Raw genomic sequence first — 22206 nt, 5'->3', positions numbered from 1 at the left:
ACGTCATGAGTAAGCCGAAGAGCGTACCCGTTCCCGAGAGCGTGCCGCATAACGAGAGGAAGCGGCAGGATCACGACAACGGCCTGCAGGAGCCGCTATCCGGCTCCAAGAAGACGAAGAAGCAGAACCATGTGTCCCATAACAATCCAGAAGGTTAAGATGCTCCCCGTGTCCCATGACACGGGGAGTATTTTTTGACCATCGTCTATCCAACCACCTAAATATAGTATAGAATGGAGTTGCTTACAAAACAGAAAGTGGAGGAAAACCAATTGATGAAGCAAGTAAAGCAAGCAGCACTTATCACCATGATTATTCTGACGATGATTATCGCAGGATGCAGCAGTTCTACACCGCCGAAGGCGGCGCTTGAAGCGGCTACGGCCAAGACTGTGGCGGCCGAATCCTACAAAGTGTCCATGACCATGCAGCTCGACGAGCTGGAATTGCCTGAAGCAGGCGGCGTTGATGCATCGCTCTTCTCACCGGCTCAAGTCGCAGGCATCGTGAAGGACGCAACCATTAAAGCAGACGTATCTTATTCGTCGGAACCTATGCGGGCAGACGTTAACCTTGAAGTAATTTTGCCAGGTATGATGGATATGAAGCTGGCGGTACCGATGATTTTGACGGAGAAAGTCATGTACATTCAAGTGCCTTCGCTCCCGATGTTCGGAATTCCGGAGTCCATCGTAGGCAAGTACATTCAATTTGACCTGGAAGAGCTGGCGAAGCAGGAAGGCGTAGATAGCCTGAACCTGAATGTTGCCGAGCAGCAGAAGATGGCGCAGGATCTGTCTGCGGCGCTGCTGAAGCACTTTGACGAGAAGACGTATTTCAGCAATGTGAAGGCAGAGGAAGCGGGACTGCCTGAAGGTCTGAAAGTCGATCAAGTGGTGAAATTCGCGATTGACGGAGAAAACTATCCTCAGACGGTAGAGACAATCGTGAACAAGGCGCTTCCGGAAATTTTGGATATCCTGATGAACAATGAAGCTTATCTGGAGACAGCCGGCATCGAGAAGGCAGACCTGGAAGAAGTGAAAACGAATCTGGATACCAACAAGACCGAACTGCTGAACTTCTTGCAAAATGACTTGAAGTTTAATGTTCTGGAAATTACAGGCGGTATCAAAGACAAATACCTGGTATACCAAGGCGGCAAAATTTCTGTTCAAATGAAGGATTCTGAGAGCGGTCTAGACGGGAAGCTCGGCGGCAGCTTCACAGCTCAGTATTCGGAGTTGAATAAGAAAATCGAGTTCCCTGCACTTCCAACAGATGCGCTGACACCTGATCAGCTGGCTGAACAATTCGGCGGTATGGCTGGGCTGTAATACCTCACACATAATGAAATCCCCTCCTAGTGGCTTAAATGCCGCCAGGAGGGGATTTTTTTACTTTATGAAGTGAATCGTCAGCGGATAACGGTAGATGCTGCCTTCATTGGCTTTAATCGAAGCGATAATGACCAGGATGAACCAAGCGATGCCTATTGCAATTAGGAGTAGTATGCCGATAAATATAATAATGAGAATAGAGGAGACGATGCAATAGATCATGATGCTGATTTGAAAGTTTAGCGATTCTTTGCCTTGTTCGTTTACATAAGGGGACTGGTCTTTCTTAATTAGCCAAACAACTAGCGGGCCGATTATGGAACCAAACGGAATGATAAAGGTGCTGAAGGCCAGCAGATGGCATAACATACCGAAGGTTTGATCATCCTTTGAGACTGGATTGGAATCGTACAACCCATATTCCTCCTCATAAAATCATTTATCTTAATGGAAGCACTCCACTTGCAATATATGCTCCATTTTGCCATCTATAGTCCTATCTGCTCAAATCTAGTGCAAAAGAATCGTTTTTATTTGATAGACATAAAGTCCCACTTAAATTGTAGAAATTTTATTTATAATAGAACTAATTAACTTCGACAAAATTTTACATGAACCGATAAGAGGTGGCAAAAAAAATGATTTCTCCCTTTTTCAAGAAAAAAGAAACATCGGAGAAGCCGAGCGACCAGCCGCAGGACCTAGCTCCGGGACCCGCGCCTGATCAAGCAGATCCTGCTGCAGAAGCGGGAGATGAGAATAAGGCGTATGGGGCTAATGTTCCAGACAAGTCAAAAATGGATAAAAAGTCGCTGGATCTGATCTTTGCAGTAGAACAAATGATTCAGGCCAAGCAGCATACGGAGCTTCAAGTGAATGAGCTTCAGGATCGTCTGACTCATGCAAGCGGCAATATCGAGCGGCTGAATCGCGATGCGCGCCACTTGAACAAAGTGATTGAAGAGCGCGAGAAGAGCATTCTTGAGCTGGAACAGAAGATCGTGGACAAAAACATGAAGGTTGATCAAGTTGTAGAGGATTACCGCGAGCTGCAACGGAAGATGTCAGCAGAAATTGAAGAACTCAAAAGTGTCATCGAGTTAGAGCAACAAAAATACAACAGCTTGCTTCAGAAGCACAATGATACGCTTGGGGAGAAAAATAAGCGCATTCATGAGCTTGAAGAGAAGATTGGCAGACAAGAAGTTGAGAATCAGCATCTAAAGCAGAAGTATGAGGCGACGCATCAGGAGAAGGTTTATCTGGCCAATATGATCAGTGACTTCACCAATCGTATGTCTGCACCTTTAGGAAGAGATAACTAATGATGAAAACGGAAGCCTTGCAGACGATCGAGCTGTTGTCGCTGGAAGTTAAGCATGGCCGTCATGAGCTGCAGCTAGCGATTGAACGGGATGGCCAGCGTAGTGTAACCACACTGGAAGTCGATGAGAGCACCGGTCAGCAGTTGCTTCCACTGGGACCGAGCGAGGGGGAGCGGGCCAGATTATCGCTGTACACCAGCTGGGACCCTTATCGGCAAGTACAATACAGCTCTATCATCAAGTCGAACCGTGAGCGGAGCGAGACGCATTATTTCATATGCTCCAAGCTGTATGCGGATCTTATCGAGCAGCTTCGGTTAGGTGAATGCCCTGAAGTGGCGGAGGGTGATCCCGCACTGCATGCATGGCCGATAGAGCAGAAGACTTCTGTTGCAAGCCCTAATACATACATAACGAAAATCACACGATTGATGACGGCCTCCCTGCGTCTGGTTGTATTGACCTTCGTGCTATATATAGCCTGGTTCGAGCTGGAGGGCAGTTTTTTGGCGAATCAAGGGGATGCGCTAAGGGAGTTTCAGGTTCCAGTTGCGGCAACCATGGAGACGGCTCAGGAACAGTTGGTCTCGCGACTGAATGATCATTTCGTACAGGCACAAGGCGAAGAAGGAAGCGGAACCGTCATTGCGGCTAACCTCTCTGTAGAGCCAGAGCAATCGGAAGAAGATGCAGAAAATCCCGCCATTGCTGAAGTCATAGAGCTTACTGTCGGTAAGCCCTATTACAGCCTGCCAAAGGGATACGTCGCTTTGACCTTTGACGATGGCCCTTCTATTTATACGAAGGATATCGTGGAGCAATTGATCAAGCATGAGGTGGCGGCGACGTTTCTGTTTGTCGGTAGAAATGTAAGCAAAGAAGCGGAATCCGTTGCTTATGCAGCTGAACAAGGTATGGCTGTAGGCAATCACTCCTGGGATCATAGCAATCTGGCTACACTGAAGAAGGATAAAATGGCGGATAATATTACAGGTGCCAATGAGAAGCTGGAGCCATTCATCGAACAACCCGTCACCCTGTTCCGCCCGCCGTACGGGTCATTGAATGACCGCTTATCCGATACCGTCGAGGATATGGGAATGAAGATGTTGATGTGGAATCGTGATCCTGAAGATTGGCGCACGAATGCCGCGCAAGATATTATGCAGTATTTTGAGCAAACCGATCCGTCGGGCGGCATATATGTCCTGCATGAGAAGAAAGCAACGCTTGAGGCATTGCCTGACATTATCGAATATTTGAAGAAACAAGACTTAAAATTCGCCATCTTTCAATAATCGGCAGTCCGAATGCGACATTTGTCGCAGGGGGCTGCTTTTTTTTTGCAGGGAACAGGGAGGAAATGTCGAATCTTTTCTAATCGGAAAATATTCCATCATTTGGAGGATGCTATGTCTGAAGACTTTTATTGCGAAGAGGTATTGAGCGGTCGAACTGAGGTGCGCAGAGTGATGGAGACGGATCGCGTGCTGGCTTATCATCATACGAGGCCCTTTTATCCGGTCCACATTGTCGTCATTCCGAAGCGGCATATTCCATCTCTGCTTACCTTGGAGAAGAATGATGATGATCTGCTGCTTGAACTGATCCGTGTCATTCAGCAAGTGGCTGCCCAGGTGACGGAAGAGCATGGGGCGTGCAGAGTATTGACCAACCTGGGACACTATCAGGACTCCAAGCATCTTCATTGGCATGTAGCTTATGGCGATCCGTTGCGCTAGGCGAATAGAAGGACCGCGAGGTCCTTTTTTTCTTTTGGATAGGGATGGAAATGTGCTGTTTTCTCAAAAAAGGAATTGAGAATTAAATATAGCTGTTAGGTATACGATTGAGAAAGGAAGCTTTGTTACTTATATAAAAACCGTTCCAGCCGCTTATTTACCTCCGCCGGATTCTCCAAGTTCATCATATGCCCTACACCCGGCAGCATTTCGGCATGAATATTCTCGCAAAGCTGCGTTGCTCGCACATAGGCTTGGCCGGCGTCGCTGATCACTTCTTGGTCGCCAAGAAGCAGCAGAATCGGAAGCTGCAGATTGCGCAGGTCATCGTCGCTATATACACCCGGCGGTACTTTCAGCGAGAGCGAGCCATAACGGAAAGCAGCATGAAACTGATTGACCAGTGCTTCGTCCAGCTTATGCTTGGAAAGCCAATTCATGAATCTTCGCACATTCCACTTCATTGGAATGGCAGCCATAGCTATGATTCGGTTAATAAATGTTTGATGAAGCGGTACGAAAGTGGCGGCGGGGCTGAGCAAAAACAGCTTTCGGACTCGATTCGGGGCATATATTGTATAATTCAAGGCTAGAAAACCGCCATACGAAATACCGCCTAGCAAGAAGGTTTCCAGCCGCAGCTCACGAAGAACATCATCCAGCCACTCCCCACACTCTTCCAGGTTGGAAGGTATTGAGGTTGGGGCACTTTTGTTCAAGTCGCCAATATAATCAATCGCATAGACGCGGTGTTTTTTTGCCAGCACTTCAATGTTCGGGAACCAGACCGTAGAGCTGAATCCCATCGCGTGCAACAGGATAAGAGGTTCCCCATCCTTCGGACCACATGAAATAACATGGGTTGACCCGAAGCGGGTAGCCACAAAAGAGGAGGTATAAGGAATGGGCCAGTTCAATAAGCTCTCCTGATACTTCCGATCATAGTTGGATTGCCGTTGTACTGTTCCGAAATGCAAAGAAGGTTGGGGCGTTACATGCATGGACTCGTCTCTCATCTTGTACACCTCGTGGCTTCGTTATGAGGGATAGCGCAGTACTATGTATTTGCTATAAATAATACCATAATTTCCTAGTCGGCGATACGATCTTCTTCTCTTTAAAAAAAGATTACCGATGCTGCTGGCTTAACAATCGCATAAATCCCTTTTTGCTGTAGCCGATACTTATGTTATAATAAAAATTGCTGTGGCCCCGTAGCTCAGCGGATAGAGCACACGTTTCCTAAACGTGGTGTCGGATGTTCGATTCATCTCGGGGCCGCCAGTGTTGGAAAAACCCCGTTATATCAACGGTTTACGGGCGTTCTGCCCTCGTTGAGTGTAACGGATAGGCACTACGTTTCAGACGGGCGCAAACCGGAACCGTAGGCGTTCAAATTAGCGATAACCTCCACGAATCTATCGTAGGGGGTTTTTATATTGAGCGAAGTTGATCCGCGTAAAGGGCGGAGCATCGTGCGCGGAAAGATGCGACCGGCGGATACGGCTGCCCAAGCGCCTGCCAGTGTAACTTACACGATATCCGAAGCATTTTCAATTTTCTTCAGCGCTAAGAAGGCGGAAGGGATACGAGATCGGACGGTAGAGGACTACGAGACCAATTGGAAGTATTTCACGGATTGGCTTGAAGAGGACGTCCCGGCCATCGAGATTACAGCGGAGACGATCCGCGATTACATCAACTATATGTCGAATAAGACGTTGTTTAGCGGCGTACCTAACCGGCCGCAGACGGACAAAAAGCTGAAGACGCAAACCGTAATCACGCGCATTAGAACGTTGAGGACGGTATTTACCTTCCTGGCTGAAGAGGGATACATACAGACCAGTCCGCTCGCAAAAGTGAAAATGCCACGGAAGGACCGCGAGGATAAGCCGACGTTCACGGATGATGATATCCGAAGGTTACTCGACGCGCCGGATACGGAGACTTACGCGGGCCTGCGGGATCGATGCCTAATGATGACGCTCGCAGACGGTGGTTTCCGCGTCAACGAAGCATTGCGGCTGACTACAGAGCATCTCGATATTAAGGCCCGCTGCTTCAACCTTCCCGGCTGGATGAATAAGAACCGAAAGCCGCGCATAGTACCGTTATCGCCGGAAACTGTCCGCGAGCTATTACGGCTCGTGAACGAGACGCGGCAATATTTCGATACCGACCATATCTTCGTTACAAATTACGGGGAGCCGCTGAAGGCCGCCCACTTCCGTAAACGGCTTAAAGCTCATGCGAAGGCTGGCGGTGTGGACCTGAGTCTTGCTCACCCGCACCAATTCCGGAGCTACTTTATAACAACGTACCTGTTGTCCGGCGGAGATATATTTTCATGTCAGCGTATCGTGGCCCACGCCAATATCGAGACAACGCGCGGTTATGCGAAGTTGAGCGAAGATAATATCCGAAGTCAGCACGCGCAATACTCACCGTTGGCGCGGCTTGGGTTACGTCGGATCAGTAAGACAAAACAATAAAAGAAGCCCCGTTATAGAACCGGCATAACCGCTGGCCTATAACGGGGCTTCTTTTATTGTTTACGTTTTCTTGCTTCCTTCCGACTGGTCAACGCCAAGGTGCGCTTTTAATCCGTCCTGCAAAATACGCGAAAAATTAACGTTATTCTCTACGGCCAATTCGTCTAGCCATTTCGGAATCGTTAACGTTTTCTTTACGGCCTTTTGTTCCATCTCGTGGCGGAACGGCGGCATCCATACCTCAATGGCCGCAATAACTTGATTCTCTAATACTGAAATGTCCTGTACTTTCTTTGGCGTTGGGATATCTTCGCTATCCTGCTCCATGCCGTAAATGTGCAGCGCTAAACATTCTTTTGCCATTCTAAAAGCCTCTTCGTCGTTATCTCCGCACGTAAACGCTCCAGGCAAGTCCGGGAAAGATACGCTAATTCCATCCTCTGCGTAGTCGAGTAATGCAGGGAAGATATACCGATCTTTTTTAGTGTTGGTCACGTATCGTCACCTCTCGTAACATTTTAAATTTTTCATCTTTATTTGAAGCCCTTTCACAAGGGGGCTTTTATAGCCCCGCTTGCTTCAGGATGCTTTTTACGGTTTTAATGGGTAGGTCCTTGTTTGGGTGCGGTATCGTTACTTTACCGGGCTTCGTTGGGTGTTTGAATTGCCAGTGATCGCCTGCCGTATGTACATGATACCATCCGTCTTGCTTAAGCCGTTTAATCAACGCTGTGGACGACTGGCCTCGTAGGTGCATGGCACCGCTCCTCCCTCTCTTTATACTCTCATTATACTACGTATTATCACACGTGTCAATAACGAATATACGTATATAAATACGTGCGTTTTCGTCATTCGCTGATAATCGTCCGCAGTTTTCCCGCTGCCTTCCCGAAAGCCCGCCGTACGGTCTCGCCGTGTCCTAGTCCAATCGCCGCTGCGATCTCGCGATAAGATACATCAGGCTCCGTATACATATATACGATAACCGCTCGTTCGGTCTCCGTCAGATCAGCCCGGCGTAACGCGTCAGCTAACGTAACACGGTCAATAACTTCGTTTTCTAGCCGCTGAACGTCCGTTTTTGTGACTGGTCGTTTGGGATCGGATTTCGGCTCCGACATATCCGCCACGAGTACGGCAAGCCTCGATAAAGCTTCGGCCGGGCCGGTCATTTTACGGATATAGTCGACCGCCCGGCGGTCGAGTACGAGCAGTAACGTCTCGTAATAGTAAAAGTCCGTATCCCAGCCGCGCATATCAAAGTATTGGAACGCGACCGTCCATACGGATTCATAGAAAATAGACTCGAAGTCCTCCGGTTCAAGTCGATAACGTTTCCAGCGCCGCGCGTATTTAGCCGCCTTGCCTTCGATCGTGACCGTCAGAATATCGAAGAGGGGGCGGAGTTCATCGGTACCATAGCAGGCGTCGGCGACCTCCTCAACGCGCATGATGAAATCCGCTTTAGACCGGCTATTTCGTATGTAGACGCGTTCAAGTTTCATAACCGGCAGCTCCTCCGAGAAAATAAAATAAAAAAAATTCGAAAAAGTTGCGAAATAGTGTGTCAAAAACGTCGCAGCTCTCGAATTATATACTATGTATACGCGCCGGGTCCGTCAACCCTTAACGTATATAATAATGTAATACTGTCTACATACGATGTATAAACGTTAATAAGCCCGTCAGTAACGGAGTCGTTCCGCAATCATTGACGGGCTTATTAACGTTTTATTTGATTAATATACTATCCGTAATCGCCTTAAATGGGTAATTACAATAAAATGACATACCCTGGAATGAATGATATAATATCAATAACCGAAGCGCGGGAGAGAAAGGACGTGTCGTGGAAACAAAAGACGTGATCGGGTTAATGCTTAATTTCGCAATGTTTGTCGTAGCATTAATAACTCTCTTCGTCGCTATTGTCGCTCTTGTTATTGCTCTGAAATAGAAAATAGCCCGAGTATCTTGGCGGATGACGGGCTACCTTCGTGCAATTAGTAAAAAATAAAAGCTCCTGTGCTTCGGTTTCTTAAGTGTTGATATGGTAAACACCTGTTGTCAATATTATATACAATTGGGGCGTAAAAAGCAAAACAATTAAAGCAAATTAACGAAAGCAAAACGAATGGATTGAGACAGGTAAAGCGATACGAGCGATTCTAAATGATATTACTGTCACGAAAAGGACCGATTGTCTGCGGAGCAATTCCGTAAACGATCGGTCCTTTATTTCGTTATATAAGCCGTCAGATTTCCCGTGTAAGCCGTCCTAACCTGTCCGGAGTAGAATCGGAAGGGCATACGGTAGAGCGCGTTATTTAACGGTGATTTTCGAGCCGCCTTCGCTTGTCGTCGTGGCTCCGTTTTGTCAGCGGACGGTGCAGCGATAGTGTACGAGAGGGATACGGGTAAGTCTTCGAGTAATTCTTGTTGCGGACAAATTGTCCGAATCAACTTGTACCGATCGATAAGTCTTCGCGACGTCCAGACGTCTAGACGTTTACAAAGATCAAATCACAATGCCCATCATTACAATTTGATACGATGTCGTATCGTTTCGGCAGTTTGAAGACAGCGCCGAAAAAGAAAACCGCGCAACCTCGGCGGGCTGGCGGTTTTACTGTTGATCCTCCCTACGCTTTGCTCTTCTCTCGATAGTCCCCGCATTGGGTTTTAATACTATGTAACCCTCGCGATTATGAACTAATCCACCTTCCTCTTCAACGTAAGCTATCTCCAAAAGTTGCCCAATATTGTCCACATCGAGAGCATCAGCTATACGTGCAAGGTGTACTTTGTTTATTACCGTTCGGGAATCCCTGACGATTTCGCTAATCGTATTTGGCCTAAGTCCAGTCAGCTCAGCCAGCTTTCCTTGAGACATCTCTTTCTCAAACAAGATTTTATCAATGTTCGTTATTATTACGGCCTTTTTAGCCACAGTATTCACCGTCCTGTGAATCATTCTTGTATCTATTTTAAAGGCAAATTGGAATATAAGCAAAATTATTATTGACAATATCGATATAGCGATATATAGTTAAGGACAGATACTGAATAACGATATAGCGATATATTGGTATACGATAAGAATCTTGGGAGGTTTCAAAAATGAATAACACAGAAATTTCTACGATGATCACCGAGGGTTTGGTAGCAGATCAACAAATCAAAGTCACGATGAAGGAAACCGGCATGACGCGGCAGGAACTATCGGAATTCGTTTCGGACTTCCTTTCCGAGTGTACGTGCAATTATGTAGGCGATAGTGTTTTCGCCGACGCGACGATCGACGGTTTTATCATTTACGAATACTGAGTCCGCCTGATGATGGCCCGTCGCGGAGTGGGCCGAAACCACACCGTTATATTTCGGTTTGGTCGCGGAAATCCGCCTATACACATCGCTAACCATTACGAGGAGGTATCCCTATATGAAACGTTCAAACAGCTCCACCAGCAATATTCGCCTTCGCTTCGTCCTTATTAACGGGCTTTACCGTGTAACAATTCTCGATTCCGCTAATTGGACGTGTTTCATCGAGCAGCCGCCATTCTTCTGCGCTGTAACCGGAGTACCGAGAAACAAAGTACTCGGCACCGTCCGTGTAACTGCCGACCATCTCCTTGTTTTGACGGGAATTCCCGTAGACTTAAATCGGAAGGAGGTCGTTGCCATATGATACTCGTACTCGCCAGCTCGCATAATCAACGTACTAGCCGTTCGCGCAAAAGCTGGGGCCGCTTTGTGGCTTACGCGTTAGGCGCGTTGTTTGCGGAATTCATTCGTGGAGCGTTCGGTCGATAATTATTTTTCGAAATTGTTTAAATTCGTTTTGGACTTGAATACTATATCGAACATAAGGGGCGATAATCCTTGTCGGTGACTTATAACATCGTTATTTTTAATTTTGCTACCGGAGATTTTGACGAAGAATTAACGAAGAAAGACGCGGATTTATCGAAAGGGGACAAGCCGTATGAAGCCGATTACCATCAAGCATGGTCCGTACGAAGACGATGACGGGTACGATTATGAGCCCGGCTTTCTCGTAGCTGACGGCTATGCTATGTACTATAACGCCCACTACGGCCAAATGTGGCTTGACGTTGTGACTCCGGTATCTGACCGGCCGGGTACGTACCTGAGCGATATCGGCATTGTATTGACGGAGCAAACGGACGATATCGCAGGCGTATACCGCTTGCTTACGGGTATGAATGCGTTCGACTTCGTGCTGAAGCACCTCATGCACTGCCCGGACTTGGAGATATTTCCGGACGGCCCGCCAAAACTTCCGCCTGACGAGCCCATTAAGGGCGAAACCTAGGGGCTACGGCCTCGATGGTCGCGGAAAGCCGTGTACGCCAAGGGCCCGGTGTGCGTTAGTTTTCCAATTTTGATTTGTCAGTTTTGGCAAGATGGTGCAACAGTTTATGGAGTAGCGCTAACTATTCTAGTTTTTCGATTCATACGGTGGCGTTGGCGCGCCGGATTTGGCACGTGTGAATCGCGGTTGAATTGACGTCCGGCAGTAGCGGCAACTATTGTCCGGGCGTTTTACTATCTAGCGAAAGGAGAAGATGTTGTGAAGAAAATCCGAATTGTAACTTATTTCGAATGCGTACGAGTTCCCGGCCGTACTGACCGCTGCGAGGAGGACGCACTATTGATTGCGCCGGACATCGCCGCGATGGTCGATATTACCGGAACGTGCTTTTTTCGCGTCAAACCGTCGGCGACCGGCGTTAATTGTTTCGATGATTGCGGCATGATAACGGTGCTTGACTCTATGTATGGGTCGCTCGACGAGCTTACCGATTTACCGGCCGGACTAGTAGGGGTGTTGAACTGGATCGATTCCAGACAGACGGTACTTCTAGCCGCGGCCGTTTAAACCAACTAACGAGGAGGTATTACGGAGATGAAACGTGTTCAAATTGTCGATTATTACGAGGAACCTACGACAGGTGACCAGGAACGGACCGTCGAAACGGGGTATTTGATTGCGCCAGACGTTGCCGTAACGTCCTGCCAAGATAGCACGCTCTACTTTTTGCGTGTTGAGCCATCGGTAGAGGAGCCGGGAACTTACGTAGAGTGCGGTACGATCGCCGATATCAGTTTTCTTAGCGCTAAAGTAGACGTTACATCGATTCCGCCTGCCGCTGCATTGGCGATGGCTATCTGGGCTTCGGGTGCGCAACCGCTGACTACTGCAGTTTAAATCAGAAACGGAGGTATCCGAAATGAAACAAATTCAAGTTGTTTATTACCTCGAAGACGACATGGTCGAAGGCGGAATTTACCGCACTGTCGAAAGCGGCTACTTGTTGACGCCTGAAATAGCTGTCACGCCTTGGACCGGAAAACTGCTCTTTCTGAACGTCGCGCCCTCGCTGTCCGATCCTGGATTCTACGCTAATACCGGTGATATTACTGAAATTGATGTGCCGAACGATGTTCCGGAAAGGATTGCGAGTCTGCCGCCAGCCGAAACACTTACCTTCGCGATGTGGGTCGCGGGGATCGATCTTAATACGCTCGGCCAGGCGGAACTACTTGCCGTTGGGTAACGGTTGATGCTGCGGAAGGGGCGTTGGTAGCGTCTCTTCCTTGTTTTATACCTATTAATACGAACGCTTGTGCGTATGGTTTCATAATTTTATCTAAAAATAAGAAATTCTCAACAAGCATGTCCCACTATTAAATTTGCGAGTGACTATTATATTAGGACCGCGTGTCCCAACTACGCCGTCTAGTGTGACTACTAATATGAGGGCACGTCGCCCGAATAAAAGCTGCGGCAAGTGTGCGAGACGGACTATTTTCTCGACTATGTAATATATAGGCGAAAATTTAAATCGAAGAGGAGACGATGATCAATGAACGCTATTCAAACAGTAATCCAACAACGTGAACACTCGGTAGAGGCTAGTACGCAGGAGATGCGGGTTTACATCGCTGCGATGCGCAAGGGCTATGGGCTGACAACGTGCGCTCTCGCGAAGGAGATCGGTACGACCACGGATACACTTCGTCGGTATGAGCGCGGCGAGGACGTTCCCGCATCGAAAACGATCGAGAAGGCAGCGCGGCTATACTTCCGCATTATTCATGAACGCGGCTATGTATCGCGGCCAATCGGGGAAGTAATGGTCGACAGCGGGCAGTTAGCGATTATCGATCCGTGTTACCTCAACCGTTGGCAGCACGGTGATTATGAGCCGGAAACTGCGGAGCCGACCAACGACTACGATGCGGCATGTAAGGCGTCTATGTCCCGCCGTGGCTTCGGCGAAATTAAGGACGGGCTCGGCATCGCCTTCAACTCCGGACAGGGTGACGGCGTGTATCCGGTGCGGGCCGTGTTCGACCGAGACGGCCGGATCGTGCGAGTTGAAATCGACATGAGCGGCGAATAGGAGGGGATGACGCATGAAGGAAAAACTATTCGGAACCGTAAAGAGTTTCGATTTGAAACAAGGATTCGGCGTGATTCGAACGGATCGCGGTGGGGAACACGTATATTTCCATGCGTCGTCAATTTTGATGACCGGCGTACGGTGTCTCACACCCGGCGACGTCAGCTTCTTCGTAAGCAAAGAGAGGCATAAAGGCAGCCGACGTCGCCGTTACCGTCATGCGCGGGAAGTGTTTGCGCTTGATGGGCCGTGATTTTACGGAAGAGCGTACGAAATTCGATACTTTTACGACTATATAAGTGAGGCGGTAATTTTCTTCTCGCTAAAGTGTGCGAAATGGGACTCATGCGTCAGATAATAATATAGAGGACGATTATACCCGATGATTTCCGTCTTTACCGCGATGATATGTACGAAAAGCGACGGTGCGGTGACTATATAAGTATAGGCCGTTTTAACCCGTAGATTTCCCGTCTATTTCCGCCTCTATCGCCGTCAGCTACGAATACTCTACCGGACGATTCTGACGGCTCTACGGGCATTATAGACGGAAATTTTACGGTAATATGAGCCGCAATTGTGCGAGACGGAAGACGGCGGTGTCTAATTTTATAAGAGGTACTTTATCGGAAAATGTGCGAAAGCTAAAGTTGCTCCGAATAATACAGTAGGATGTGCGAAACGGTGAACAGCGGTGGTTTATTAAGTGGGGATAATTTCGCGGTAGGTGTGCGGAATCGGAAATTGTCTCGTTAATATAGTAGGCGCAAAATTTCCCGTTATAGTGTGCGAGATGCCGTTTAGTGGCGGATAGTTATATGAGGGGTATTTTCGCGTGATGTGTGTCAGACGCTGATTAGCGGTGGTTTAATCTATAGGAGGTGATTCCGTGAAATGTTCTGTAGACGGTGAAGATTGTCCTTTAATGACAGGATTCGACGACTATCTTAAGCAGTGGTTACCGTGCGGGGGTTGCCGAGTAGCATCGTCCAATGCCGAAAAGTTACCAGGTCTGCGGTTAGGTTGTCACGAGCGGCGAATACTTTTGGCGGTGGGGTATTGGTTCGCTTTGCTGGAAGCCGAAGACCGCACGCGAGCGTCCATTGAAGCGCATCGGCGAGCGATCCGGAAACTAACGGCCGCCGGATTGATTGTTTCGCAAAAGAGTCGACACAAAGCGGTTGACGCATCCCTTTGGTCAGGCTACCACTATGTGTACAAGACCGAAGTCTGTATAAGTTGGCTCGGCCGAATCGTTCGTGATACATACCGCCCAGAGATAGAGAGCGCGAATCCGATCCGCTGGGCGAAACGGCTGACGGACATCGTTCGTCGAGTACCGATGCGTGACGATGACTTGCGCGACGCTTTTGCGGAAAGTCTGCGGAGTCACCGCCCAATAATCGAAATAGAAGTACGTGCTGGATGGAAAACGGCAGCGCAACTTAGAGCGTTCGACGAGGCGATTTCAACATTAGACGTTGTTCAGAGTGCAGGGTCTTCACTTTAAACAACGTTTCGTGCATGTCAGGTAAATAACCGCGCCGTTTGCGGTGCTTCATATAGATAAATCAACCATGGCCGGAAGGGCTGAAAAGGAGACTTTTGAATATGAATAATCAAATGTCGGTTAAAGAGATTACTAGAGTCGTTTCGCTTCGGGTACGTTTGGCCCAGGATGAGACGCTGACGCGTGAGGAGTGGGTTGAGGCGAACGAGGTAGACTGGGTCGAGATTGGCGCAGAGTTCCGCGAAGGCCGTTTAAAGGCAGGAATAACACTGGCAAAAATGGCACGCGAAACGGGGTTCTCTGCTAGTACGTTGCGCAGATTCGAAGTAGGTCAACCAGTTATGCGCGCGAATGTAATTGCAAGCAGTTATAATCTCATTCTCGAAAATAGTGACCTGAAAGACGTATGTCAGCAGGTTTTTGAAAAGTTGTGCGACGTAATGGGTCCGAGGGCAGCCGAGCAGTTTTGGAAGGACGAAGTATCCGGCGTTGTGGAGGGCGGTTCTGGGACGGTGGTTGCGTGAATAATCTCGTACCTACCGAAAGACTATGTCCACATCCCCGGAATGACTTCTATTTCTCGGAGTTGCCACCAGAGCGTTATGCCGATATTAAGCGCAGCATCGAAACAGACGGTATCCGAGACCCGCTTAAGGTAACGCTCGACCTAATGATCCTCGCCGGTCATCAGCGCTATCACATCGCCCAAGACCTCGGTCTAGCGAATGTGCCGGTCGTTATGGTCGACGTGACTGGGGACGACGCGGAATATCAGCTAATCGCGGATAACACAGAGCGACGCGGCGAGGCGGAGACGGACCCGATTCGAAAAGCGCGGATAGCGGCATTTCTGCGCGACTATTGGGGGATTAAGCGCGGTGGTGACCGAGCAAAGGGACAAAATGTCCCTTTGAAAACAATTGACGACATAGCGGGAGAGATTGGGGAGAGTGGTCGTGCAACTAAGCGGATACTAAAGTTGAACGACCTTATACCTCCGCTCCAAGCGCTTGTATCGTCCGGTGAACTTGGTCCGCTGGCGGAAGGCAGTGTCTCGCTATCGTTAGTGAATCCGGACTGTACTCGTTGCTATTTGCGATGCAACCGACGATGGCACGCGGAATCAGCGAGGGACGAATTAACCAACGTATCGAACGGTTGGCGAAGTTCCGGCGATGGGTAACGTCCGAGGTGCTGCCATCGATCCGTAAACACGGTGGGTACGTAGTGGACGAGTTGCTGGACAACCCCGATAAGATTATCGAAATGGCGATGCGGATGCGGGATATGCACCTCGCGAAGTAAGAACGGTAAGCCCGATAATATTCGTGGCCGCGTGCTGCTTTATATAGATATCAAATAATACGGGGGGAATGACGATTGGATAATTTGCTGACGATTAGCGGAGTACGCGGGTATGTTGACGAAGCCGGGACGGCGCACTTAAATCTCGAAGACGTTTCGCGTGGGCTTGGGTTTATTACCGTTGCAGCTAGTGGCAACGAAGTAGTCAGATGGAATACAGCGCACAGATATCTATGTGATTTGGGCGTTGCAACTTCCTGCAACGATTCAAATTACCGCGACAAGTGCCCGGAGTTTATCCCCGAAAACATCTTCTATCGTCTCGCAATGAAAGCTAAAAACGCCGTAGCCGAAACGTTCCAATCGAAAGTAGCTGACGAAATCTTACCGGCCATTCGTAAGCACGACGACCCGAAAGGAGATTAGAAATGAACCAACTTTTTAATTACGAAGGTTACGAAGTAAGAACGGTTACGGTCGATGGTGATCCGTGGTTTGTTGCAAAGGATGTTTGTGTTGTTTTAGGAATAGATGTAACAGCAACGAGGAGACTTGACGACGAAGACAAGGCACTGCATTCAACGCAGACCCTTGGAGGCAATCAGCAGACTACCGTAATTAATGAATCCGGCCTATACTCGTTAATTCTCGGCAGCCGCAAACCGGAAGCTCGTGCCTTTAAACGCTGGGTGACGTCCGACGTTCTTCCGACGATCCGTAAACATGAAATGTACGCAACCGATTCGCTACTTGACGATCCGGACTTGTTGCTCAAAACGATAGTACGGCTGCGCGACGAACGTGCTGCTAGACTAGCTGCGGAAGCAATCATCGTCGAACAAGCACCTAAAGTCGAATACCACGATCAGATTCTAGCGTCGGAGGGTACAGTCAACGTCTCGCAGATTGCGAAGGATTACGCCATCATCGCGCAGGACCTAAACCTTATTCTGAAACACGAGGGTATTCAGTATAAGAGTGGTAAACAGTGGCTATTGAGCGCAAAGTACCACGGTCTCGGGTACGTGAAATCAACGACCGAACTCGGCGATTTCGGATATCCCCGCGTAAGAACGAGGTGGACGCAGGCCGGGCGCTCATATATTCATCACTTGCTAATGGGCAAGGGTATCCGGCCGGAATATGGACCAGACGAGGAGGGGGCGGCGTATATCGCAAAGATACGTAAAGCGGAGGCGGACCGTAAAAAGAGACGGAATCCACAACCCGCAGTTATTGACATCAACGTAAGGTTGATTGGTCGGAAACTAGGCTAAAGGAAACGGACGGCGGTCATAGGCAAACGGCCGTCCTTCTTACCACTTACGAATAGGAGAGGATTATACGAATGGGCATGAGGTGGAAGCAGCTCGAATGGAAACGCCGATTTGACGCAGCTCCGCGATACTACCGTGCGCCGCGTGCGCAATTTGACCGGGATGACGAGACGTTCCTGCGCCGCGAGGAAACGGTCGGCGACTACCGTATTATCCTGCTTCAGACGAACAAGTACCGCGAGCGCACGAAGTTATTCCGGGTCGAGACGTGGGCAACCGGGCCCGATGTTGACGCCCCGATTAGCTATTACGAGGAGTCTTCGCAAACGGCCGCCGAGCAGATTTTCGAGCGGCTTGTATCGGAGTTTACCGAAATGGCAACGAAAGGGGAGGCGTGCGAATGAGGAGCGCTCGGCAACGTATGAAGCAACTACACGTGTATTACGTCGACACATCCGCGTTCTATACGGATAAAGAAACAGCGCTAGAGGCGGAAATTCGGAGGCTAGAACGTGAGAAGGACGGACTTGCCACGTCGGCTGCGGAGGAAGCGAGGGCTTTACGCGAGCGAATCAAGGAGGCAGAAACAGCCTTGCGCGCGAGTATCGATACATTCGGCGGCGTCCGGACTCTCCGCGATGACCGGATGAGCGATAAAGCTATCATATCGTTATTCGAGTCGACTTTGACCCGGACGCTAGGCGTAACGCCTGGTACGGTTACTAACGACATAATTATAGTCAAAACGTACTTCCATAACGTTCTCCGTTCGCTGATTATCGACGGATTTACGTACGGGGGTGTTAAATACGTTTGCTTCACCGCTGGTTCTGGACAAATCCGCGAGAAGAAGACTGTATTTATCCGAGAGGAAGCGTGGATCAAGCATGAAGGTACACTTACGGCCGGTTTGAGTATCGACGCCATTAACGCGCGAGGAGGTACGAATACGAATAAGTTCCTCGCATATCTGGCGCTGGCAAATTCGGCTACGGAGGTCTGGCGGAACTTCCGGATCGATCGGGCGATCGTTGTCGACGACATGGAATTCCCGGTCGAAACGCTCGTTGAGCATATCGACGGTGAGACGTTCGAGATCACGCGGAAGGTCATGCCGGTAACGATAAACCATACGGACGGCTGTGGGATGATTCTGCCACGTAAGAGTCGGAAGAGTTTTATGGTCCGGATGCCTTGGATTAAGGGCCTACTCGTACCGTTTCCGTTCGATAAATTCGCGAAAGAGCGCGGCCAACAGGTCGTTACGGATATCTACGGCAAAGAATGGGACATTGTACGCGACGAAATCGAGGTCATCTTTACGCGTAGTCAATTCAAGATGTGGAAGTTTTATGATAGCTGGCAGCATTACGTCGGATGCTTCAAGGAACACGGCTGCCATGCTGCTAAACGCGACGAAGAACCCGATAACTTCGCTAAGGCAGAGATGAATTATCAAATGTTGCAGACGTTACCTGACCTGTCCAACGATGAGCTGCGGGAGCTGACTGCGGAAACAACGCGGGATATCGTGAATATCGGCAGCGACCGCAACACGATGCTCGACGTGATGGGCGTAACCGTGACGAACCAATGTAAAGACTACTTCCAACAAGCGCTTGAAATTTATCCTGAGTTGCTGGCGGATGAGTTCAGTCGGCAGAGGTTAATGGACGTCAAGCGAAGTATCGTGAAGAAGGCGCGATCCGGTAAATTCAAAATCGATGGCATATTTACTTACATCGTGCCGGACATGTATGCGTTCAGCGAGTGGCTTTTCTTAGGTGATAAACGGCCAAAAGGACTGCTCGCAGACGGGCAAGTATCTTGCAATGTGTACGCAGCCAATACCAAACTGGATTGCCTCCGGAGTCCGCACTTATACAGGGAACACGCCGTCCGGGCCAACGTGGTTACAGACGAAACGCGGCGATGGTTCAAGTCACGCGGAATATACACGAGCTGCCACGACGCCATTAGTAAACTCCTAATGTTCGATTGTGACGGAGATAAGGCACTCGTCGTTCGGGATCAAACGCTAGTTGCCGCCGCAGAGCGTAATATGAAGGGAATCGTACCGCTCCACTACGAGATGAAGTCGGCCACAACCGAACTTGTTAACGGTGAGAGCATCTTTAACGGACTTCGGGCGGCTTACACGGGCGGAAATATCGGAGAGGTAAGCAATATCATATCAAAAGTGTGGAATAGCGAGAACATCGATCTCGACGCCATTAAGATTATGTGTTGCTTAAACAACTTCGTCATCGACTACGCCAAGACGTTGTACAAGCCTGAGTTTCCGGACACTGTGAGCGAAAGGATTCGGGAGTTTAAGCGTACCAAGCTTCCGCATTTCTTCCGTTACGCGAAAGATAAGGATGTCAAAGAGGTTGCTCCGACAAACCAGTCGGTCGTGAATCGGCTGAGTACGATCGTCCCTAACCGCCGAATTAACTTTAGCGCGGCCAATCTCGGACACTTCAACTATCAGACGTTAATGCGGAATAAGCGAGTAACGCTGAAGTCGGACGAGGCGCAGGCGATCATCGCGAAGTATACGGAATTGGACACGGGAAAATATATGAAGTCGTTCAGAAAATACGAAGAGACGGCTATCCCATACGTATACACGAGCATTCGTCAACAAATCCTCGAAGTAAACGCTAACTTGAATTACGTCGTGGATGTTCTCGTCAAATACCTTTACGTAGAGAAGGCGAGCAGCTACAAAACGACGCTATGGTCTAGTTTTGGTGACGTAATCGTATCGAATCTACGGAGGAATATCGACGAGCGGCTTGATGACGGATTCATTCTATGCGCTGATTGCGGAGAGCGAGCAGAACTCGTTAGGCAGCGGCAAATTCGTTGTCAACCGTGTCATGAAGCGAGGACGAGAGAGCGGAAGAGGATTCAAAAACGACGAGAGCGGGCAGCGGTAGTCGCCGCGAGTTAACAACTAATCCGCGCTGGACAAGTAGTTTCGGGTAAAAGCGCGATAAATCAAACGCAAAAACGCCGGGAATCCGTACGTGGCGCGGGTTTCCGGGTTTTTGAGTTATCCGTATTGAAGGGAGAGAAACATGCCTAGATAACCAAACGAAAGAGGCGGTCTCTTCTTTTTTTATTAAAAACACCAATATTACCCCTAATATATACTATCATCAAAATAAAACCGCGTCAAGCGGTCATTTCCAGCACGGAGGCCACGTAATGAAATACACGGTAGATCGGCACGGAATTGTCACGGTTATTCCCGATGAAAGCATCGATATGGAGGCGGTATTGGAGTGGACAGAATGTACGAGTTCTATTTGCGAACGGAAGAGTTTATTAAACGAACGGTAGATATCCCGCTGATGCGATCCTTGTCCGAGGAAGCGTTCGGCCGATTCATCGAAAAAATGGTAATCGAGTTGAGCCGCGATACACACCCGAAACAGGTTTACGGCTTCAGCAAAGACGGAGTGCGCCGCATTTTTACGGACGTTCTGTTCGATATAACTCAGCCTAAACGTATCTGCCTGGACGATAACAAGGCGTATAGCTACGCCACGCCGTTTCGAGAATACCGAGTTGTATTCGCGCGAACGAAGAAAGAAGCCCGCGAGATTACCAGCAAGCTGCCGATAAGCACTAGTGCTATAGGCCGGTTGGGTTCGCTGCAACGGGTCGTATCGATCGGACATACGTGTCACGTAACGGAGTCTGGCGATAAACGTCCATGGAAACCGTGGGAACATACGATTAACTTATATGGAGTGGGAGGGACGGTCAATGAACGATAAGTACTTGTTTTGTTACGTACCCGCAATGTTTCAGTTTTTGCGCGCTAAAGGCATTAGGTATGTTTGCGTAGGAGTAAACGAGAGAACAGGCGGCCGATTCTGGCTATTCGAAAAATGCGACGCAGTTAGGCGAGCGCTGGACGAATATAGCGCGGGGAGGTCTGAGCGAGATGTCGCAGCTTCCAAACGATAAGCAGGCGCTCCTTGCCGTTGAGAACTACGATATATACAATCGCGAACTCGTCCGCAGGGTGTTCCCGCGAATTATTAACGAGACATGTGACGTCGTATATGCCGGTCAGAAACGGAAACCGGAAATTCGCGATATCATAGCGTTCTACTTTACACTTCAGTCGTACATTGATGGGAATCCACATCGCGCCGACGGTTCGGTTAACGATCGATTCGGGGCGTGCTTTATATCGTATGAAATGCTGATGTCGACGTTACGTATCGATCGGCCACGTATAAAGCTCCTATCGGACATACTCGAAACGAATGGCATTATCCGTACTACGTCGAGATACGAGGGAACGCGCCGATTCAAGTGGTACTTTCCGTCTTACTGTCCGCGAATAACGGATGATGGATATATCGTAGACGAAGAAGGGGAACGGATTATGCCGGACCTTAGCGTCTACAAACCGCGTCGTAGCGCTTAGTACGGTCAGACCGTACTACCGGTGATGCGGTCTGACCACACTACGGTTAGTACGGTCTAACCGCACTGTAAAGATAGAAATACGTAAAAGAGAAACGTATAAAAGAGAAACAAAACACTTCCGCTGCCGAAATCGAGAGCAAAGATTATCGTCCAGTTTTTCCAAACTGAACGAGGCAACTGGGTATTTTTAAAATAGACTCGGATACGCAATGAATTATGCGTAGACGAACAAGGCCGTAGGCCGCGTTAGTTTCTTTTGGCTCAACGACAATTCATCATGAATTAACGATGAGCCTTCCTTATGTTCACGTTCAATGCTA

Annotated in this window: 30 protein-coding genes and 1 tRNA gene; 25 read left to right on the top strand and 6 right to left on the bottom strand. The window is 48.8% G+C overall.

The annotated features are described in order from the left end of the window. Window positions 1-5: 5 nt before the first annotated feature. Together ACFVSO_RS28535 and ACFVSO_RS28530 are read left to right on the top strand one after the other, a co-directional pair. On the top strand, window positions 6-158 hold the full coding sequence (locus ACFVSO_RS28535) for a small acid-soluble spore protein P (protein WP_387480101.1): 153 nt from the start codon (window positions 6-8) through the stop codon (window positions 156-158). Window positions 159-272: 114 nt separating this feature from the next. After that, window positions 273-1337, top strand: a complete 1065-nt coding sequence (locus ACFVSO_RS28530; RefSeq protein ID WP_387480100.1) for a hypothetical protein — start codon at window positions 273-275, stop codon at window positions 1335-1337. A 60-nt stretch (window positions 1338-1397) separates the two neighbouring features. Here the strand turns inward: ACFVSO_RS28530 and ACFVSO_RS28525 are convergent, their stop codons facing one another. Then, complete coding sequence (locus tag ACFVSO_RS28525) at window positions 1398-1754, bottom strand: DUF4870 domain-containing protein (RefSeq protein WP_387480099.1); 357 nt, start codon at window positions 1752-1754, stop codon at window positions 1398-1400. Between the two features lie 224 nt (window positions 1755-1978). Between ACFVSO_RS28525 and ACFVSO_RS28520 the strand changes: the two genes are divergently transcribed. From ACFVSO_RS28520 to ACFVSO_RS28510, 3 genes are all read left to right on the top strand, one after another. Further along, window positions 1979-2665 carry a hypothetical protein gene (locus ACFVSO_RS28520; RefSeq protein WP_387480098.1) on the top strand — a complete coding sequence of 229 codons (687 nt, stop codon included), beginning with the start codon at window positions 1979-1981 and terminating at the stop codon, window positions 2663-2665. Further along, the gene (locus tag ACFVSO_RS28515; protein ID WP_387480097.1) at window positions 2665-3963 is read left to right on the top strand and encodes a polysaccharide deacetylase family protein; all 1299 of its coding nucleotides are present in this window, start codon (window positions 2665-2667) and stop codon (window positions 3961-3963) included. Before ACFVSO_RS28520 ends, ACFVSO_RS28515 begins: the two co-directional genes overlap by 1 nt. Window positions 3964-4077: 114 nt before the next feature. Next, entirely contained in the window at window positions 4078-4407 is a 330-nt protein-coding gene (locus ACFVSO_RS28510; protein ID WP_387480096.1) for an HIT family protein, read from the top strand. A gap of 125 nt (window positions 4408-4532) precedes the next feature. Here ACFVSO_RS28510 and ACFVSO_RS28505 read toward each other — a convergent pair whose 3' ends face one another. Beyond that, a complete protein-coding gene (locus ACFVSO_RS28505) occupies window positions 4533-5423 on the bottom strand; it encodes an alpha/beta fold hydrolase (RefSeq protein ID WP_387480095.1) in 891 nt (296 codons plus the stop codon). Window positions 5424-5615: 192 nt separating this feature from the next. Between ACFVSO_RS28505 and ACFVSO_RS28500 the strand changes: the two genes are divergently transcribed. After that, window positions 5616-5691, top strand: a tRNA-Arg gene (locus tag ACFVSO_RS28500). Between the two features lie 155 nt (window positions 5692-5846). Continuing rightward, window positions 5847-6902: a tyrosine-type recombinase/integrase gene (locus ACFVSO_RS28495; protein ID WP_387480094.1), complete on the top strand. Its 1056-nt coding sequence runs from the start codon at window positions 5847-5849 to the stop codon at window positions 6900-6902. 60 nt (window positions 6903-6962) lie between these two features. Here ACFVSO_RS28495 and ACFVSO_RS28490 read toward each other — a convergent pair whose 3' ends face one another. The 3 genes from ACFVSO_RS28490 to ACFVSO_RS28480 form a co-directional block, all read right to left on the bottom strand. Beyond that, window positions 6963-7397, bottom strand: coding sequence for a type II toxin-antitoxin system HicB family antitoxin (locus ACFVSO_RS28490; protein ID WP_387480093.1), 435 nt, complete (start codon window positions 7395-7397; stop codon window positions 6963-6965). Between the two features lie 67 nt (window positions 7398-7464). Next, on the bottom strand, window positions 7465-7659 hold the full coding sequence (locus ACFVSO_RS28485; protein WP_387480092.1) for a type II toxin-antitoxin system HicA family toxin: 195 nt from the start codon (window positions 7657-7659) through the stop codon (window positions 7465-7467). Window positions 7660-7753: 94 nt separating this feature from the next. Beyond that, window positions 7754-8410, bottom strand: coding sequence for a sigma-70 RNA polymerase sigma factor region 4 domain-containing protein (locus tag ACFVSO_RS28480; protein ID WP_387480091.1), 657 nt, complete (start codon window positions 8408-8410; stop codon window positions 7754-7756). A 344-nt stretch (window positions 8411-8754) separates the two neighbouring features. On the opposite strand from ACFVSO_RS28480, the gene ACFVSO_RS28475 reads away from it, so the two are divergent. Further along, window positions 8755-8862 carry a putative holin-like toxin gene (locus ACFVSO_RS28475; RefSeq protein ID WP_387480090.1) on the top strand — a complete coding sequence of 36 codons (108 nt, stop codon included), beginning with the start codon at window positions 8755-8757 and terminating at the stop codon, window positions 8860-8862. A gap of 669 nt (window positions 8863-9531) precedes the next feature. On the opposite strand, the gene ACFVSO_RS28470 is transcribed toward ACFVSO_RS28475, so the two are convergent. Continuing rightward, window positions 9532-9855 (bottom strand): helix-turn-helix domain-containing protein, encoded by a 324-nt coding sequence (locus tag ACFVSO_RS28470; RefSeq protein WP_387480089.1) that lies wholly within the window; start codon window positions 9853-9855, stop codon window positions 9532-9534. A 170-nt stretch (window positions 9856-10025) separates the two neighbouring features. Between ACFVSO_RS28470 and ACFVSO_RS28465 the strand changes: the two genes are divergently transcribed. The 17 genes from ACFVSO_RS28465 (at window position 10026) to ACFVSO_RS28385 (ending at window position 21884) form a co-directional block, all read left to right on the top strand. Then, window positions 10026-10232, top strand: a complete 207-nt coding sequence (locus tag ACFVSO_RS28465; protein ID WP_387480088.1) for a hypothetical protein — start codon at window positions 10026-10028, stop codon at window positions 10230-10232. A gap of 115 nt (window positions 10233-10347) precedes the next feature. Further along, the gene (locus tag ACFVSO_RS28460; RefSeq protein ID WP_387480087.1) at window positions 10348-10596 is read left to right on the top strand and encodes a hypothetical protein; all 249 of its coding nucleotides are present in this window, start codon (window positions 10348-10350) and stop codon (window positions 10594-10596) included. After that, window positions 10593-10721, top strand: coding sequence for a hypothetical protein (locus ACFVSO_RS28455; RefSeq protein WP_387480086.1), 129 nt, complete (start codon window positions 10593-10595; stop codon window positions 10719-10721). The genes ACFVSO_RS28460 and ACFVSO_RS28455 overlap by 4 nt, the downstream gene beginning before the upstream one ends. A 172-nt stretch (window positions 10722-10893) precedes the next feature. Continuing rightward, the gene (locus ACFVSO_RS28450) at window positions 10894-11244 is read left to right on the top strand and encodes a hypothetical protein (protein ID WP_387480085.1); all 351 of its coding nucleotides are present in this window, start codon (window positions 10894-10896) and stop codon (window positions 11242-11244) included. Window positions 11245-11502: 258 nt separating this feature from the next. After that, complete coding sequence (locus ACFVSO_RS28445) at window positions 11503-11811, top strand: hypothetical protein (RefSeq protein ID WP_387480084.1); 309 nt, start codon at window positions 11503-11505, stop codon at window positions 11809-11811. Window positions 11812-11838: 27 nt separating this feature from the next. Continuing rightward, window positions 11839-12141, top strand: coding sequence for a hypothetical protein (locus ACFVSO_RS28440; RefSeq protein WP_387480083.1), 303 nt, complete (start codon window positions 11839-11841; stop codon window positions 12139-12141). 22 nt (window positions 12142-12163) lie between these two features. Further along, on the top strand, window positions 12164-12490 hold the full coding sequence (locus ACFVSO_RS28435; protein WP_387480082.1) for a hypothetical protein: 327 nt from the start codon (window positions 12164-12166) through the stop codon (window positions 12488-12490). 309 nt (window positions 12491-12799) lie between these two features. Continuing rightward, on the top strand, window positions 12800-13339 hold the full coding sequence (locus ACFVSO_RS28430; RefSeq protein WP_387480081.1) for a DUF4241 domain-containing protein: 540 nt from the start codon (window positions 12800-12802) through the stop codon (window positions 13337-13339). Window positions 13340-13352: 13 nt separating this feature from the next. Then, window positions 13353-13592: a cold-shock protein gene (locus ACFVSO_RS28425; RefSeq protein WP_387480080.1), complete on the top strand. Its 240-nt coding sequence runs from the start codon at window positions 13353-13355 to the stop codon at window positions 13590-13592. Window positions 13593-14950: 1358 nt separating this feature from the next. Then, window positions 14951-15373, top strand: coding sequence for a helix-turn-helix domain-containing protein (locus ACFVSO_RS28420; RefSeq protein ID WP_387480079.1), 423 nt, complete (start codon window positions 14951-14953; stop codon window positions 15371-15373). Continuing rightward, window positions 15370-16032 (top strand): ParB/RepB/Spo0J family partition protein, encoded by a 663-nt coding sequence (locus ACFVSO_RS28415; RefSeq protein WP_387480078.1) that lies wholly within the window; start codon window positions 15370-15372, stop codon window positions 16030-16032. Before ACFVSO_RS28420 ends, ACFVSO_RS28415 begins: the two co-directional genes overlap by 4 nt. A 197-nt stretch (window positions 16033-16229) precedes the next feature. Continuing rightward, the gene (locus ACFVSO_RS28410; protein WP_387480077.1) at window positions 16230-16580 is read left to right on the top strand and encodes a BRO-N domain-containing protein; all 351 of its coding nucleotides are present in this window, start codon (window positions 16230-16232) and stop codon (window positions 16578-16580) included. 2 nt (window positions 16581-16582) lie between these two features. Beyond that, entirely contained in the window at window positions 16583-17431 is an 849-nt protein-coding gene (locus ACFVSO_RS28405; RefSeq protein WP_387480076.1) for a phage antirepressor, read from the top strand. Window positions 17432-17502: 71 nt separating this feature from the next. Beyond that, window positions 17503-17835 carry a hypothetical protein gene (locus tag ACFVSO_RS28400; protein ID WP_387480075.1) on the top strand — a complete coding sequence of 111 codons (333 nt, stop codon included), beginning with the start codon at window positions 17503-17505 and terminating at the stop codon, window positions 17833-17835. 17 nt (window positions 17836-17852) lie between these two features. Next, window positions 17853-20390 (top strand): hypothetical protein, encoded by a 2538-nt coding sequence (locus ACFVSO_RS28395; protein ID WP_387480074.1) that lies wholly within the window; start codon window positions 17853-17855, stop codon window positions 20388-20390. 334 nt (window positions 20391-20724) lie between these two features. Then, window positions 20725-21222 carry a hypothetical protein gene (locus ACFVSO_RS28390; RefSeq protein ID WP_387480073.1) on the top strand — a complete coding sequence of 166 codons (498 nt, stop codon included), beginning with the start codon at window positions 20725-20727 and terminating at the stop codon, window positions 21220-21222. 170 nt (window positions 21223-21392) lie between these two features. Further along, window positions 21393-21884, top strand: coding sequence for a hypothetical protein (locus ACFVSO_RS28385; RefSeq protein WP_387480072.1), 492 nt, complete (start codon window positions 21393-21395; stop codon window positions 21882-21884). Window positions 21885-22206 lie beyond the last annotated feature (322 nt).

Source organism: Paenibacillus sp. NPDC057967 (genome assembly GCF_042887015.1).
In the GTDB taxonomy this organism is placed as follows: domain Bacteria; phylum Bacillota; class Bacilli; order Paenibacillales; family Paenibacillaceae; genus Pristimantibacillus.
The sequence above is the reverse complement of the archived record's forward strand: the minus strand, read 5'-3'. Positions and strand labels throughout refer to the sequence as shown.